The organism is Streptomyces sp. NPDC088254, from assembly GCF_044740925.1.
Lineage (GTDB): Bacteria > Actinomycetota > Actinomycetes > Streptomycetales > Streptomycetaceae > Streptomyces.
Window position 1 is genome coordinate 160,491 of sequence record NZ_JBIURQ010000007.1, and the last position, 14,052, is coordinate 174,542.

The window sequence follows — 14,052 nt, forward strand, 5'->3', positions numbered from 1 at the left end:
GGGTGCCGCCGGTTGTTCCGCCGTCGGTGGTGCCGCCGTTGGTGGTGCCGCCGGTTGTTCCGCCGTCGGTGGTGCCGCCGTTGGTGGTGCCGCCGGTTGTTCCGCCGTCGGTGGTGCCGCCGTTGGTGGTGCCGCCGGTCGTCCCCCCGTCGGTCGTTCCGCCGTCGCCGTTGTCGCCTGGCAGAGCGATGGAGTCGGTGTCGACGTCGCCGACCGCCATGGTGAAGATCTGAGTGTCGGAGACCACCTCACCAGAGGCGAGGGTGGCCGAGAAGGTGAACCCGAGGCGGTAGACGCCCGGTTCGGTGAAGGCCCAGTTGGAGTGCTCGTGCGTCTGGGCCGCCACCGGGTAGGTATCGCCGATGCCGTCCGTGCTGTCGAACTTCATCACCGCTTGGCCGAACATGTCCCAGTCGAACATGAGCAGCTGCCCCGGCCCCTCCAGGGTGTTCAGGCTCAGTTCGAACGTCCCCTGGATGTCCGAGTCCCGGAACGCCTCGGTGCTCCAGCCCGCCCACAGCACCTCGGGGTTCTGGGTCTGCGGGATCATGTAGATGACGTCACCCGGTGCTCCGAGGAAATCGAAACCCGCGTCCGGAATGGTCAGTTCGCCTGCGGTGGTGAGGTGCATGATCACCGAGCGCGGCTCGCGCCACACGACCTCGGTGGTTCTGCTGTCCTTGAACAGGGTGCGGAACTCCCCGTTGACCATGCGCGGCGCGATTGCGTCGACGTGTCCGGTGTCGATGACGATCCGCTCGTCGACCACGTCGCTCGCCGCGGGATCGGCCGCGAGCGGTGCCGCGTACGCCGCGGGGGCGGCGTTGGCCACCGGGTCCGTGCCGGACGCCGCGCCCACGGAGACCAGCCCGGCCATGGACAGTGCAAGTGCCCCCACCACACGCACAGAACGCCTACTTGATGTCATCGCCCCTCATCTGCTGTTGTCACCATCCGCTGGGAAGGGCGGCATGGGTGGGGAACTCCCCCGTTCCGTGCGCGGCCCCCTCGTCCGGGAGTTCCCCGGGCGCGCTCGCGCGGCTCCACATGACGATGACAGCGTCACCATCAGATCTCAGCGTGGCCACGACAAAGTTAATAGATACGGTAATCATTATCAATAAGCGGCTGGTGTGACCTCTCCCGACCTCGCAGGGGAATCGGCCCTTCTGCGTGGCTTGGCGCCGTGTGTAACGGGAAACGACTACTGCTCTGCGGCTGTCGCGCAGAGGGGCGAAGGTCGGTCGAGTGGGGGACGCCACGCGGGACGGGGCGGCGCCGCGGGACCCGACGCGGCGCCGCCCGGGGATCAGTCGGTGACTTGGAAGGTGTACGTCTTTGCGCCGGTGCTCACGGTCTGACCGGTCGAGGCCAGGACGCCGCTGACGCTGAAGGTGACCTTGTAGGTTCCCGCCGCGTCGAAGCCCCAGTTGGCGTGGGTGTGGGTGCTCGTATTCACCGAGAGGGTGTCGGGGAGCCCGTTACCGCTGTCGAAGAGGACGGTGGGAGTGCCGGCTGCGGCGGTGTAGACGCTGAAGCCGGCCGGGCCGGTGACCCCGGAGAGCGTGAAGGTCAGCTTGTTGTCGGTGAAGGTTCCGCTCGGGATGCCCTCGGTGCTCCAGCCGGCGTACAGCAGGCCGCTGACGTTGCTCTGCGGCAGGATCCAGGCAGTGCCCCCGGTACCGAGGAACTGCCAGGGCGCCGTGGTCGGCACATTGGTGATCTTGGCGCCCTTGGGCACGCTCAGGGTGACCTCGGCGGGGTCGCGTTCCACGGCGGTGCCGGTGGTCTGGTCCAGCAGGTCGAGGGTGAGGGTGCCGGAGGCGTAGTCCACGTCCAGAACGTCGACGTGGCCCTTGGTGAGGGTGACGGGCGCGGCCTCTGCGGGCCCGGCGACCGTCAGGAGGAAGGCAGCGGCGCCCGCGAGGACGCCGGCGGCCCGGCGGCGGGGGGAGAGGGACACCGTGCTCACTTCTTCACCTCAAAGGTGTAGGTCGCGACGTCGGAGGTGACCGGCGTCCCGTCGGCGGCGAGGTGGGCAGCGGCCTTGACCTTCACCGTGTACGTGCCGGGCTTGGTGAACGCCCAGTTGGCGTGCGTGTGCTCGCCCGCCTGCAGCCCCACGGTGTCGGGCAGGCCGTCGCCGCTGTTCACGAGGATCGACTCGGGCTGACCGAAGACGCCGTCGGTGTACACGGCGAGCTTGCCCGGGCCCTTCACCGACAGGAAGGACACGTCGACCTCGTCGCCCTGCAGGACGCCGGACTCCAGCTCCTCGGCGCCGAAACCGGCGAACAGCAGGTCGGGGTTCTGTACCTCCGGCAGGATCCACACGGGGCACCCCGCAGTACCGAGGAAGGCGTACTCGTCGCCGTCGGGAATGGTCGTCTTCGCGGCGGGCAGGACGCGCAGCAGCGTGTCCTCGGGCGCGTACTCGACCTCGTCCTCGCCGTTTTCGGCGTGGACGGCTATCTCCAGTTCACCCTCCTCGTAGGCGAGGCCCACGACGTCCACGTGACCGGTCTCCAGCGTCACGAGGCTGGCCGCCTGGGCGGGTCCGCCGGCTATCAGGACGCCCGTCACGGCGGTGGCCCCGGCAAGCATGCGGAGAGAAGTGTTGCGCACAGCAACTCCCTTCAGGGGTGCCCGAGCTGGCACCAATAATGCGAACGATAATCATGTTCATGTAATTCTGGCAACCGTCTGCTGCTCAACGGCGGTGCTGGCGCTCCCTGTTGTCGGCACGGCCCTCTGACGTGGAGCTGGTGGGGACGGGGTGGATGGCGGCGCTGTCGGTGGGCGAGGTCTGCGGCAGTACGGGTCGATGCGGTAAGCGGAAGTCCCCGGTCGCGTCAGGAAGGGGCCACCCGCCACCCAGGCGCAGCCGGCCTGCGCCGGCGCGGGCCAACATGTGCCGCACCCGGCTCACTCCGCCGATGTCGACGGTGCCGGCCCTCACTGCCATGTTTTCGACTGTGAGAACAACCGCGGCGGCCAGGTGGTGAGCAGACTGGCCGCGGCTCCGCCGGGGACCAGGTCGAAGCGGAAGAGGAAGGCGATCTCCATGCAGGGAAAATCGAGCAGGGCACGGTGTCACCGGCGAAGGCGCGAGTGGACAATGGCTTCGTGGAGGTGCGGGGGGAGTGGCGCCCTGGCAGCCGCGACATCGCCTGTCGGCCTTGGGTGGCGGCCATGTCTGGCTGCCGGTGCAGCTCGGAAAGTCGTCCCCCGCCTTCGCGGCAAGCGCGAATTCTGATGCAATGATGAATTAATTTCTCGCAGTGAAAATCGTTATCGAATTCAGCGGCTGTCGCCGGTTATTTTTTGCTCCCATGTGTCCTCTGTGGCAGCCTGGCGGTGGCAGTGGAAAATGCGATGCAATTGCGCGCCGTCGTCCTGTAGGGGCGATGGCCTGAGCCGCTGGAGATGAATGGCGTGGCAACATCAGTGCAGCACCAGCCGCACCCCGGACACGATCACACGCACGGCGAGGGCTGCGGGCACGTGGCGGTCCCCCACGGCGGTCATGTCGACTATGTGCACGATGGTCATCTGCACCGGGAGCACGACGGTCACGCGGACGAGTGCGAGGTCGGCGGCCATCAGGAGCACGCCGGTCACGACCATGAGCACGGCGCGGGCTGTGGGCACGTAGCGGTCCCGCACGGCGACCACATGGACTACGTCCACGACGGCCACCGGCACGCGGCGCACAGCGGCCACTGGGACGACCACTGAGCTCTCGGCGCCTCCGAATTCGTGCGACGAGAAATGCACCCTCGGAAACGGGGGTGCATTTCTGCTTTCTGCGCTCTCCTGGACCTGCTTACCTGCTCACCGGCTTGAATAAGGAAGCAGCGCCATTTCCCGGGCATTCTTGATCGCCGTCGTGATCTGCCGCTGCTGCTGGGCGGTGACGCGGGTGACGCGACGGCTGCGGATCTTGCCGCGGTCGGAGATGAATTTTCGCAGCAGGTCGGTGTCCTTGTAGTCGATGTAGGTGATCCCGGCCGCGTCGAGCGGGTTGGGACGGGACTTCAGGGGCTTGTGGGGGCCTTGGCGGGAGGGCATGTGCGCTCCTTCTGCGCGGGGTGGACGGGCCGCGTCACGAGACGGGGTCGAGGAGGGCGTCGAACGCTGCCGGGAGGTGCTTCCACGCCTCGGGTCCCGCTGCGTACTCGGCGTCGGTGAGCAGGCAGGACTCAAGGACGCGCTCGAGTCCGTCGTGGTCGAGCCCGGGTGAGGTGAAGACGAGGTGCTGGCAGCGGTCACCGTGCTCGGGGTGCCAGTCGAGAGCTGCGGCTGCCCGGCGGACGGGCGGCTCCATCTCCCAGGCGGCGTCGGGTAGAGAGGCGAGCCACGGCCCGGCGCTCTCGACGCACAGGGCCCCGCCGGCGGCGTCCCAGTCCAACAGGGTGTCGGGGCGGTCGGCGAGCCAGAACCCGTCCGCGGCTGCGGGCGGCGGCGCAGCAGAGATGCTCCAGCGCCTGGAAGAGGCGCTCGGGGTGGAACGGCCGGTGGCGTCGCCACACGAAGGTGGTGACGCCCGCTTCCTCCGCCTCCTGGGGAAGGAGGGCGCAGGCCGGGTGCTGGGCTGCCGCGGCCGCCTCGGCGTCGAAACGTGTGAAGGCCGGCTCCGCGAGTTCCGGGGAGTTCGCATGGACCTGGCGTGCGGTGGGGTGGAGCTGGGTGAGGAGGGCGCGATCCTCGTCGTCGGCGTCAGGGCTCTCCACGATGGCGAGCACGGGGGCGTACTCCAGTTGTCTGGCCCAGGTGTCACCAACGGTGCGCTGGTCGCCGGCAGCGGCCGCGAGACCCACCTCGGCCAGGTCGTCGCCGTTGCCGAGGCAGGGGAGAACGAGCGCCGGGTCCACCGCCGTGATCACGTCGGTGAGCCGGATCGCGTCGCCGCCGTGGTGGACGACGACCTCGGCCATCCCCCTGGGCTCGACGGAGTCCCACAACTCGACGATGGCCAGGCGGGTCAGACCGGCGTCGGCGAGCTGTTCCAGTTCGGGAAGCAGATCTTCGCGCAGCGCGCAGCACGCGCAGTCGTTCGCCGACGGGGCCTCGCCGCGGGACACCTCGCCCGAGGCGTCGCGCACTTGGCGCAGGACGGTGCCGTGCTCTGTGGCCGTGGACAGGTCGTGGTGCAGGGCGACGCTGCGGGGGACGGAGCGGAGCCCAGAAGGTGGTCCACGACCTGTTGGCGTGCCTCCGAGTGCAGCCCGCCGACTATGACGACGGGCAGTCGGGCCTCGTCCTGCGTCACTTGGCTTCGCGTCGTCCGAAGCGACGCTCGAAGCGCTCGACCCGCCCGGCAGTGTCCAGTACGCGGGCGGTACCCGTGTAGAAGGGGTGGCTGACGTTCGAGATCTCGACGTCGACGACCGGGTACGTGTTGCCGTCCTCCCAGTCGATGGTCTTGTCACTGGTCATGGTGGAACGGGTGAGGAACGCGTAGTTCGCGGCGCGGTCGCGGAAGACGACGGGGCCGTACGCGGGGTGGATTCCGGGCTTCATGGGGGTTTCCTCGGGGTCTGGGGTCGCAGTGGTGGAGTGGCGGTGGGTCGGCGTTCCTCGCGGAAGTCGACGTGCGCCGAGCGATGGAGTCTTACGTGCGCAGGACCAGGCGGTCGGGGTCGTTGCGGCGGTTCTTGCGGGTGACGTACGTGCAGCCGGTTCCGGCGGTGGAGCGGAGCCTGATGATCGGGCGTACCTGCTTGCGGGCCACGAAGGGTACTGTATGGGAATGGTTTCCATTACCAAAAAGTGACCGTTCGACGAGAGGAAGCAGCGCCTTGTCCGCCCACTGCCAACTGACCGGTGCCAAGCCGGGCTTCGGCAACACCATCTCCCACTCGCACCGGCGCACCTCGCGCCGTTTCGACCCCAACATCCAGCGAAAGCGCTACTGGCTGCCCAGCGAGGGGCGGCACGTCCGACTGACACTGAGTGCGAAGGCGATCAAGACCGTCGACAGCATCGGCATCGAAGCCGCCGTGGCCCGCATCCGCGCCCGAGGGGGGAAGGTCTGATGGCCAAGAAGAGCAAGATCGCCCAGAACGAGAAGCGCAAGGCGACCGTCGAGCGCTACGCGGCCCGCCGCGCGGAGCTGAAGGACATCATCCGCCGGCCGTCCTCCACCGACGCCGAACGCGAGGCGGCCGTGGCCGAACTCCGGCGCCAGCCCCGCGACGCCAGTGCGACCCGGGTGCGCAACCGGGACAGCGTGGACGGCCGGCCCCGCGGACACCTGCGGAAGTTCGGACTGTCGCGGGTCAACATGCGCCAGCAGGCGCACGCCGGCTTCCTGCCGGGGGTCACCAAGTCCTCCTGGTGATGCCGGCGCCCGCGACGCGGGCGTGGATGCCGGCTGCGACTCGGCGGGGTCACAGCCGGCATCGGCGTCACCGAAGGCGTGGCGGATCTGAGGGCAGGCGCATGAGGCCGAGCCGGTAACCCTCGGCCTGGGGGAGCTTCTGGGATGCCAGCGCCGACACCATCTGCCGATAGGGGAGTGGCAGCTGGGCCGGCAGAGGCGCGGGCAGGCTGGTGAGGGTGTGCGAAGCCACCGTCTCGGTGCCGGGACTCCAGTGAGCCAGCTGGGTCCCTACGTCGGGGCAGTGCCAACGCATGCGGGCCTCGACCCGGCTGAGCGCGTCGTGCTGCTCCTGGGTGTCGAAGAAGCCCGGGCCTGCGGTGTCGAGGGCGAGCAGGCAGCCGGGGAAACGGTCGGTGAGCAGATCGACGACCTGGTGGACAGCGGCCTCATCCAGGTAGAGAAGTGCGGCCTCGGCGACGAACAGGTAGGGCCCGTCCGTACCCGAGGTCACCTCGGCGGCCCACGCCTCGTCGGCCACGGAGGACGCGATCATGGTCCGTGGCTCTGCATGTTTGGCTGACGCTGATTCTGATGATGTGTCAAGTGCGAGTTCGGCGGCTGTTCTGCCGAGAGGGGCAGAAGCGGGGTGCCTGTCAGCCGCTGTGCCGGAACCCCTTGCCTGAGCGGTCGAGAGGGTCGGGCGACAGGCTCAGGAAGCGGTCGCGGAGGGCGTCCCACGCGGCGAGGCGGGTGAAGTCGGGGGCATCGAGGATCTCTTGACGGTCGGTGAGGAACGGGTTGGGCAGGAGGACGGTCATCATCTGCTCGTCGCGGCCGTTGAACAGGCGGACTCCCCAGCTGACGGGAGAGCCGTCAGAGCCGAGGCTGCGGTACAGCTCGGCGCGGGAGCAGCGTCGGATGCGGCCCAGTTCCGGGCCGGAGGCGGTGTGCTCGCCGATGCACAGGTGGAAGTGCCAGGCGCCGAAGTCGACGGTGGCGTAGCCGTCGTTCATGGTGATAGCGGTCGGGGCGTTCGGGGCGCCGACCTCCCAGGCGGCGCCTTCGATGATTGGTCCGAAGTGGATGTGCTGCCAGTGGTCGGTGAAGACGGTGGTGACGAGGTCGAGGAGGGCGGCCTCGTCGACCGGGAGGGGCCAGACGTGCTGGGTGCCGCCGCCGGGGGATTCGACGACGGTCGGCTCGGTGGTGGTCATGAGGTGGTCTTCTCCTTGGGGTTGAGGACGCAGTCGCCGCAGGTACCCGCGCCCGGCACGCGGTAGTAGAGACAGCAGCTACGGCGTCGGAAGGCGAGCGACCCGGCGGGAGTGACGCGAAGCCGGCCGGCCCTTGCCAGTGGCGGTTGATCCAGCAGCGCGCGGACGAGGGGCACCACGGGGACGAGAGGGTGCGTTGCCCTGGCGAGCAGGACGCGGTGGGCTCCGATGAGCGCCGAAGCGGCGTTGCCGCGCAGGGTGTGCGGGGAGACGCCGGATACGCGTCGTACGGCGTCGGCCCAGGGGACGAGGTTCTGGACGGCGACGGTGTGGTGCAGGGCCGGATGCGGTTCCTGGTCCAGTTCCTGCAGGTCGGGCAGCCAAAGGTCCAGGGGGCCGGAGGAGGGCAGGCGCCACCACAGCCGGTCGGGCCCCAGATCGGGGACGCGGCCGGAGAGTGCGGCGCAGGCCAGGGCGATCGACCAGAGCCGGGATGCGGTGCCCAGGTGCAGCGTGGACGCGGCCACCCTGGGCTGGTCGGTGCCCAGCCGCCCGGAGACGGTCCGGACGCATTCCTCCAGGGCATGCGGGTCTGCGTACAGGTCGGTCAGCGGCCGAAAGCCGGGGGCCTCGGGGCGGGGGCCGGTGGCCACCGCGAAGTAGGGGCCAATTGTGGAGATCCACGCCAAGGTGTCGGGGGTGAGGGCCGCGGTCACCACGTCCGCACCGTCCGCGTCAACTCGTGGAAGCCGCAGACGCGGACGACCTGGCCGTCCGGTCCTGTGAGGGTGAGGCGGTCTGCTCCGTCCCAGCTCAGCCGGGGAGCTGCGGCCGAACTGCCCGGCCCGGCGACGGCCAGTCCTTCCCGGGCGAGGGCGCGTTCGAGGAGCGGGCGCACATCGATCGGCGCGTCCACCGTCACTGCGGCGCGTGCTGTGCGGCGCAGTCCGAAGGTGCCGGAGACCGGGTCGAATGCGAGGTGGTCGGCGTCGAAAGCCCCCGCGACGGCACCACTGCGGATCACGTCCTCGGGCGCCCCGGAGTGAACGCGGGATTCGCGGTCGACGAGCCAAACGGCGTCGGCCACCCGCAGGGCCAGTTCCAGGTCGTGGGTGCTGACCACGACGGTCAGTCCCTTGTTCCGGGCGAGGTCGCGCAGCAGTACGGTGAGACCCACTCGTGAGGGGACGTCGAGGAAGGCGGTCGGCTCGTCGAGAAGGACGACGTCGGGCTCCTGGGCGAGGGCGCGCGCGGTCAGGACGCGTTGACGTTCGCCGTCGGAGAGTTCGGCAGCCGGCCGTTCGGCCAGGTGTCCAGCGCCCACTGCTTCCAGCGACCACTCGACAACCGCGTCGTCCGCGGCCGTGAGGCGGCCGGTGAACCCGGTGTGCGGGTGGCGGCCGAGGCCGGCCAGTTCGCGTACGGACAGCAGCCCGGGGTCCACCCGGTCCGTGAGGACGACCGCCAGCCGACGGGCGAGCGCGGTCGGCGACGTCTGTGCGAGGTCGCAGCCGCCGATCCGGATCCGGCCGTCGAGCGGCGGTAGGAGCCCGCACAGGGTCCGCAGCAGCGTGGACTTGCCCGCGCCGTTGGGCCCGAGGAGTACGGTCAGCTCACCGGCCCGCGCCTGAAGGTCCAGTCCCGACAGCACGGACCGGCCGGCTGTGCGCCCGCGCGGTGACCGGGTGCGATAGCCGACAGCGAGCCCTTGGGTGGTGAGGCCGCCGTGGCGGCCCGGTACAGCGGCCGCGTCCGTGAGGGGTTCGGTCATCGTGTCGGTCACGAGGCCACTCCTTGTACGCCGCGACGGCTGCGGATCAGGAACGCGATGACGATGGGGGCGCCGAACAGTGAGGTGACGGCATTGAGCGGCAGCACGGAATCCGTTCCCGGGGGCTGGCTCAGCAGCGCGCACGCCAGCGCGAGGAACGCCCCGGCGAGCATCGACGCCGGGATCAGTGCCCGGTGGTCCGAGGTCCCCAGCGCCACCCGCGTCAGATGTGGGACGGCCAGGCCCAGGAAGGCGATCGGCCCGCAGAACGCTGTTGCCGCGCCCGCCAGCAGCGCTGTGCCGAACAGGGCGAGGTCGCGGCTGCGCCGCACGTTCAGGCCCATGGTGCGGGCGTAGTCCTCGCCGAGCAGCAGGGCGTTGAGGCGTTTGGCGGTCAGCAGCGCGGTCAGCAGGCCGGCGCCGACGACGGGCAGCATGACGTGGAGGTCGGGCCAGGTCGTGGCGCCGAAGCTGCCCAGGCCCCACACGACGAACTGCTGGGCGCGCTCGGGCCGGGCGTAGACAAGCATCACGCCGACCACCGCGGTGGCGGCCGAGCCGATCATGACTCCGATCACGAGCAGGGTGACGGCCGACCGCACCCATCGGGAGAGCAGCAGGACGAGGGCCAGGACGGCGGCGGCGCCGAGCGAGGCCGCGATGACGACGCCCACGCGCCCCAGCCCGGCCAGGTCGCCGGTGAAGCTGCCAGTGACGCCGCCTGTGCCGACCACCACGGCGGCCACACCCATGCTGGCGCCCGAACTCACCCCGAGGGAGAACGGGTCGGCCAGCGCGTTGCGGAACAGCGTCTGCATCTGTACGCCGGCCACCGCGAGGGCGGCACCGACTGCGGTTGCGGTCAGCGCGCGCGGCAGTCTGACCTGCTCGACGATCACGGTCCACCGCGGGTCCTCGGCGGTGCCGCCGAACAGGACCCGCACCACCTCCGCGACCGGCACAGGATGGGAGCCGGTCGCGACGGCGAGGATGAACAGTGTGGCGGTACCGGCCGCGAGGGCGAGGACGACGGCTAGGCGCCGTCGTCCCGGGCCTATCGCCCGCGGGACGTCCGAAGCGGGGGTCGCCTTGGTTGCCGGGTGTGTCGTCACGCCTTGGGCACCGGCTGGTAGAAGGTGAAGGTGTGGCCCTTCGCTTGGTCCGGGTGCATCAGCGCGAAGAGGTCGGCGAGTACCAGGTCCGGGCGCAGCACGCCGCGCTCGAAGTAGTCGTTGCCCCCTCCGGGGCCGAGCGCCTTCGTGTTCGTCCAGACCGCACCGCCGGACAGCGCCTTCAGCTGCCCGTACCGGCTGTCGGCCTTCACGGCGTCTGCGGTGGACTTCCACTGCTGGTCAGCGATCCATACCGGAGCCTGGCCGCCCTTGGCGTACACGGCCTCGAAGTTGAGCTGGAGGCCGCCGGTGCCCTCGTCGCCGGCCCACGGGTAGGTGCCGCCCGCGTCCTTGATCAGCTGGGCGGCGTAGCTACCGCCGGCGGGCATGGACCACGTGCCCTGGTACATCGTGCCGGGCAGGACCTCGACGGCCTTGCCTGCCTTGACCGCCTGCGCGCCCTTCTCTGCGACCTTCCGGTAATCGCCCTCGATGGTGTCGAACACCTCACCCGCACGCTTCTCCGCCCCGGTGAGCGCGGCCATCGCCTTGACCCACTCGGCACGCCCGAGCGGACTGGCCTCCAGCCACTCGGCGTTGGCGACCACGGCGATGCCCGCCTGACGCAGCTTCGGGTACTGAGGGTCGTCGGTGCCCTGGGTCATCAGCACGTCGGGCTTGGCGCCGATGACCGTCTCGGCGTTGAGCGTGCGGTCCTTGGCGTACTCGGTGACCTTGCCGGCCTTCACCCGCTCGATCACCTCGGCGGAGGAGATGGCCGTGGCGCTCGCGACACCGGTCAGCACGTCCAGGGTGCCGGTCTCGGTCAGCAGCGGCAGGTGGGTCGTCGAGGCGGAGTACAGGCTCTTGACGGGCACGGTGACCTGCTGTGCGGACGCCAGTTCGCCGGTCAGCTTCGGCTTCGGAGCACCGCACTTGACCAGTACGTACGACTCGGGCTTCCCCTTGGGGAAGGGCTCTTTGACGGTGAGGACCTGGTAGCTCTTTTCGTACCGGAGCGTGAAGTTCTCGGCGTGCTTCACCGTCGACTTGACCGGGAAGTAGTCCTTGGCCGGGTCGAAGTCCTTGATGCAGCCCTCGCCGGCGGCTTGGGCCTTGGCGTCGGCGGGTGGGCCGGAGTCGCCGCCGCACGCGGTCAGCGTGAAGGCGGCGGCGAGGAATGCCGCAGCGGCGACCTGACGGTGGCCGGGCATGGCGGAACGTACGGACACGGTGACTCCTGGTGGCGTGCGTAGGCAGTGCGCACCGGCATGGCGGGGCGCGTGGTGCGGCGCATGGGAAGGAACCCGCTGAGGGAGGAGGTCGTCAGAAGCTGAGAGAACCGACTCGTGCGTCAAGCCGGGCAGGCCGACTCCGAAGGGCCACAGGCAGCGCGAAGCTGCCACCACACATACGCAGGCACATGGGTGCCACCGCCTCTCCTGGGGAAATCCGCCCCGTACTTCGAGGTGCGACGGCGTGAGTCTCCTGACTCGGGATCACAGCTTCTCCGGCCTTCCCGCCCCGGACGGGGCGGTGGCCATGGGTGGAGTCGCTCCCCCTACACAGTGGCGGTACCGTGCCGGAATCTCACCGGCTTCCTCGTTCCGCCGTCGCTTGACGGACCGAAGCATCGCAGAACCGGCTACGGCCCCGCCAGACCCACTTTTGTGGGACCGGCCACAACTGCGAGGGGCAGCGTTGGGGGCGTCAGACGACGAACTGCCTTGGGGCGCGGCCTTACCGAGGAGGGGCGCGGCGCGTGCCCTCCGGAAGGCGAGCGGCGTGCAGCCGAAGACGGGCAGGGCCGGACCGCCGACCAGGTTCCTGAGGGCTCGTCCGCCGCGATCTCGGTCCGGACGCGGCGAGCGGCCTGAAGCCCATGCTGGCGTACACCGTCTTGGCTCCTGGACCTTCCAGTGCACTGGAAGGTCCGACGTGCTGACCACAGGCGGTGAGCTCGGAGGACAGCAGAGTGCGGATCACGTTGCTGACGCTTCCCGACTGCCCGAACGCCCCACTTGCCCGCGAGCGGGTGACCACTGCACCGGCCGGCCGCGACGTGCCGGTGGAGCGGATCGAAGTGCGCGACGAGGGCCAGGCTGATGGGGATTCCTGGAACGGCCAGGGTGCTCGCCTCCCCGCTGCGTCCGGAGTGCGACAGAGTGGGAAGTTGCACGGTGCGGCTCACGCTGTCGGGGTCCGGGTCCGTGGCGCGGGTCAGTGGCTGCGGGGCGCGTACATGATCACGGCCATGCCGGCGAGGCAGACCAGGGCGCCGACGACGTCGTACCGGTCGGGGCGGTAGCCGTCGGCGATCATGCCCCAGGCGATCGACCCGGCGACGAAGATCCCGCCGTACGCGGCGAGGATGCGGCCGAAGTTGTCGTCGGACTGGAAGGTGGCCACCACCCCGTACAGGCCCAGGGCGAGGACACCGGCGCCGATCCAGATCCAGCCCTTGTGCTCGCGGATGCCCTGCCACACCAGCCAAGCGCCACCGATCTCGAAGAGGGCGGCGACGACGAACAGGGCAACGGAACGAGCGACAGTCATACCGCCGGACCCTACCGGCGGCCCGCGCCCGCGATCTTCAGCGGGTCTCCGGACGCCTTGCAGCCGCACCCGCTCTCACCATCGGCCTTCGGCGCGCAGGAGCATGAGTGGCGGCGTCGGCCGAGCCACCGGGTCCCGGCGGCGAGCACGGCCAGCACGACGGCGGCGGGCACGGCCAGCACGACGGCGGCGGGCAGCCAGCCCACCACCACCCCCGCCCCGGCCCCGACAACACCCGCAAGGGCGGCCAGGCCCCCAGGGCCTTGGGGGCGCGGTGGGGGAGGGCGGGGTCAGCAGCAGGGGCCGGCATGGCGGTTCTCCTCGGCGAGGGCGGTGAAGGGGATGGGACAGCAGGTACTTCCGGCGCATACGGTCAGGTCGTCGCACCCGGCTTCGACCGCCGCTGCCGGGGCGGTGCGGATGGTGGTGAGGTCGGCGATCTTCGCGTCGACCTCGGCGAGCTTGGCAGCGGCCCGCTCCTGGAGCCTCGCGACGGGACGGCCGTGCCGGTGGCGGACGGTCCCCAGAAGCTCGGCGACCTCGTCCAGCGTGAACCCGAGGCGTTGGGCGGCCTTGATCACCCGCAGCGCGGTCACCGCGTCCTCGCCGTACAAGCGGTGGCCGCCGTCGCTGCGTTTCGGCTCGGCAAGCAGGCCCCGCCGCTCGTAGTAGCGCAGGGTCTGGATGTTCACCCCGGCCGCCTCGGCGACCTGACCACTGCGCTCGCCGACCGGCGGAAACGACATCAGGCCAGGGCTGCGGCAGCACCCGTGACGCTCATTTGACGCTCCGGGCGTCGGGGAGCCGACTGGCCGGACCTGAAAGCTGGCCCTGACCAGCACGTTCTTTCGCATCGGGCCGTGGTGACATCTTTCCGATGACGTCGCACGTGGACTTGCGACCGGACGCATGGAGTGATCTTCTGCGCCTTGGTCCGGCAGCGCCTGGCGCTCTGAATCGGTCCTGCCCGCTTCTGCGAAGGCTACGAGGGGAACGCCCGCCCTGCGGGATGCTCAGCACCCCATCGACGACGAGACCGCGCACCTGGGCCGGCGCGTGCAGCGCTTCCTCCGG

The 14,052-nt window shown here is 70.1% G+C and carries 18 protein-coding genes, 2 pseudogenes and 1 riboswitch; of the genes and pseudogenes, 3 read left to right on the forward strand and 17 right to left on the reverse strand.

Going from position 1 to position 14,052, the window contains the following annotated elements:
- The 4 genes from ACIOC0_RS21375 to ACIOC0_RS21390 form a co-directional block, all read right to left on the reverse strand.
- Window positions 1-898 (reverse strand): choice-of-anchor M domain-containing protein (locus tag ACIOC0_RS21375; RefSeq protein ID WP_402156750.1); only part of this gene is annotated, 898 nt, incomplete at its 3' end.
- A gap of 411 nt (window positions 899-1,309) precedes the next feature.
- Window positions 1,310-1,972, reverse strand: coding sequence for a choice-of-anchor M domain-containing protein (locus ACIOC0_RS21380; RefSeq protein WP_402156752.1), 663 nt, complete (start codon window positions 1,970-1,972; stop codon window positions 1,310-1,312).
- Window positions 1,969-2,625: a choice-of-anchor M domain-containing protein gene (locus ACIOC0_RS21385; protein ID WP_402156754.1), complete on the reverse strand. Its 657-nt coding sequence runs from the start codon at window positions 2,623-2,625 to the stop codon at window positions 1,969-1,971. The genes ACIOC0_RS21380 and ACIOC0_RS21385 overlap by 4 nt, the downstream gene beginning before the upstream one ends.
- 85 nt (window positions 2,626-2,710) lie before the next feature.
- Complete coding sequence (locus ACIOC0_RS21390) at window positions 2,711-2,965, reverse strand: hypothetical protein (RefSeq protein WP_402156756.1); 255 nt, start codon at window positions 2,963-2,965, stop codon at window positions 2,711-2,713.
- A 461-nt stretch (window positions 2,966-3,426) separates the two neighbouring features.
- On the opposite strand from ACIOC0_RS21390, the gene ACIOC0_RS21395 reads away from it, so the two are divergent.
- A complete protein-coding gene (locus tag ACIOC0_RS21395) occupies window positions 3,427-3,738 on the forward strand; it encodes a hypothetical protein (protein ID WP_402156758.1) in 312 nt (103 codons plus the stop codon).
- 96 nt (window positions 3,739-3,834) lie between these two features.
- Here the strand turns inward: ACIOC0_RS21395 and rpsR are convergent, their stop codons facing one another.
- The 4 genes and pseudogenes from rpsR to rpmG form a co-directional block, all read right to left on the reverse strand.
- The gene (gene rpsR / locus ACIOC0_RS21400; protein ID WP_402156759.1) at window positions 3,835-4,071 is read right to left on the reverse strand and encodes a 30S ribosomal protein S18; all 237 of its coding nucleotides are present in this window, start codon (window positions 4,069-4,071) and stop codon (window positions 3,835-3,837) included.
- A gap of 34 nt (window positions 4,072-4,105) precedes the next feature.
- A pseudogene (locus ACIOC0_RS21405) lies at window positions 4,106-5,272 on the reverse strand (CobW family GTP-binding protein).
- On the reverse strand, window positions 5,269-5,523 hold the full coding sequence (locus ACIOC0_RS21410) for a type B 50S ribosomal protein L31 (RefSeq protein ID WP_402156760.1): 255 nt from the start codon (window positions 5,521-5,523) through the stop codon (window positions 5,269-5,271). Before ACIOC0_RS21410 ends, ACIOC0_RS21405 begins: the two are co-directional and overlap by 4 nt.
- A 94-nt stretch (window positions 5,524-5,617) precedes the next feature.
- A pseudogene (gene rpmG, locus ACIOC0_RS21415) lies at window positions 5,618-5,734 on the reverse strand (50S ribosomal protein L33); the annotation flags it as partial.
- Between the two features lie 67 nt (window positions 5,735-5,801).
- On the opposite strand from rpmG, the gene rpmB reads away from it, so the two are divergent.
- Window positions 5,802-6,038 carry a 50S ribosomal protein L28 gene (rpmB, locus tag ACIOC0_RS21420; protein ID WP_359912071.1) on the forward strand — a complete coding sequence of 79 codons (237 nt, stop codon included), beginning with the start codon at window positions 5,802-5,804 and terminating at the stop codon, window positions 6,036-6,038.
- Window positions 6,038-6,343 (forward strand): 30S ribosomal protein S14, encoded by a 306-nt coding sequence (rpsN, locus tag ACIOC0_RS21425; RefSeq protein WP_402156761.1) that lies wholly within the window; start codon window positions 6,038-6,040, stop codon window positions 6,341-6,343. The genes rpmB and rpsN overlap by 1 nt, the downstream gene beginning before the upstream one ends.
- Before the next feature lie 67 nt (window positions 6,344-6,410).
- Here the strand turns inward: rpsN and ACIOC0_RS21430 are convergent, their stop codons facing one another.
- From ACIOC0_RS21430 to ACIOC0_RS21470, 9 genes are all read right to left on the reverse strand, one after another.
- Window positions 6,411-6,878, reverse strand: a complete 468-nt coding sequence (locus tag ACIOC0_RS21430; RefSeq protein WP_402156763.1) for a hypothetical protein — start codon at window positions 6,876-6,878, stop codon at window positions 6,411-6,413.
- A gap of 100 nt (window positions 6,879-6,978) precedes the next feature.
- A complete protein-coding gene (locus ACIOC0_RS21435) occupies window positions 6,979-7,539 on the reverse strand; it encodes a hypothetical protein (protein WP_402156765.1) in 561 nt (186 codons plus the stop codon).
- Window positions 7,536-8,258, reverse strand: coding sequence for a (2Fe-2S)-binding protein (locus ACIOC0_RS21440; RefSeq protein WP_402156767.1), 723 nt, complete (start codon window positions 8,256-8,258; stop codon window positions 7,536-7,538). The genes ACIOC0_RS21435 and ACIOC0_RS21440 overlap by 4 nt, the downstream gene beginning before the upstream one ends.
- Window positions 8,252-9,322, reverse strand: coding sequence for an ABC transporter ATP-binding protein (locus ACIOC0_RS21445; protein WP_402156768.1), 1,071 nt, complete (start codon window positions 9,320-9,322; stop codon window positions 8,252-8,254). Before ACIOC0_RS21445 ends, ACIOC0_RS21440 begins: the two co-directional genes overlap by 7 nt.
- Window positions 9,319-10,422: a FecCD family ABC transporter permease gene (locus tag ACIOC0_RS21450; protein WP_402156770.1), complete on the reverse strand. Its 1,104-nt coding sequence runs from the start codon at window positions 10,420-10,422 to the stop codon at window positions 9,319-9,321. Before ACIOC0_RS21450 ends, ACIOC0_RS21445 begins: the two co-directional genes overlap by 4 nt.
- Complete coding sequence (locus ACIOC0_RS21455) at window positions 10,419-11,654, reverse strand: ABC transporter substrate-binding protein (protein ID WP_402156771.1); 1,236 nt, start codon at window positions 11,652-11,654, stop codon at window positions 10,419-10,421. The genes ACIOC0_RS21450 and ACIOC0_RS21455 overlap by 4 nt, the downstream gene beginning before the upstream one ends.
- 226 nt (window positions 11,655-11,880) lie before the next feature.
- Window positions 11,881-12,067, reverse strand: a riboswitch (cobalamin riboswitch).
- 575 nt (window positions 12,068-12,642) lie between these two features.
- Entirely contained in the window at window positions 12,643-12,978 is a 336-nt protein-coding gene (locus ACIOC0_RS21460; protein ID WP_402156772.1) for a YnfA family protein, read from the reverse strand.
- Window positions 12,979-12,989: 11 nt separating this feature from the next.
- The gene (locus ACIOC0_RS21465; protein ID WP_402156773.1) at window positions 12,990-13,184 is read right to left on the reverse strand and encodes a hypothetical protein; all 195 of its coding nucleotides are present in this window, start codon (window positions 13,182-13,184) and stop codon (window positions 12,990-12,992) included.
- An 84-nt stretch (window positions 13,185-13,268) separates the two neighbouring features.
- Window positions 13,269-13,724, reverse strand: a complete 456-nt coding sequence (locus tag ACIOC0_RS21470; RefSeq protein WP_402156774.1) for a MerR family transcriptional regulator — start codon at window positions 13,722-13,724, stop codon at window positions 13,269-13,271.
- Window positions 13,725-14,052 lie beyond the last annotated feature (328 nt).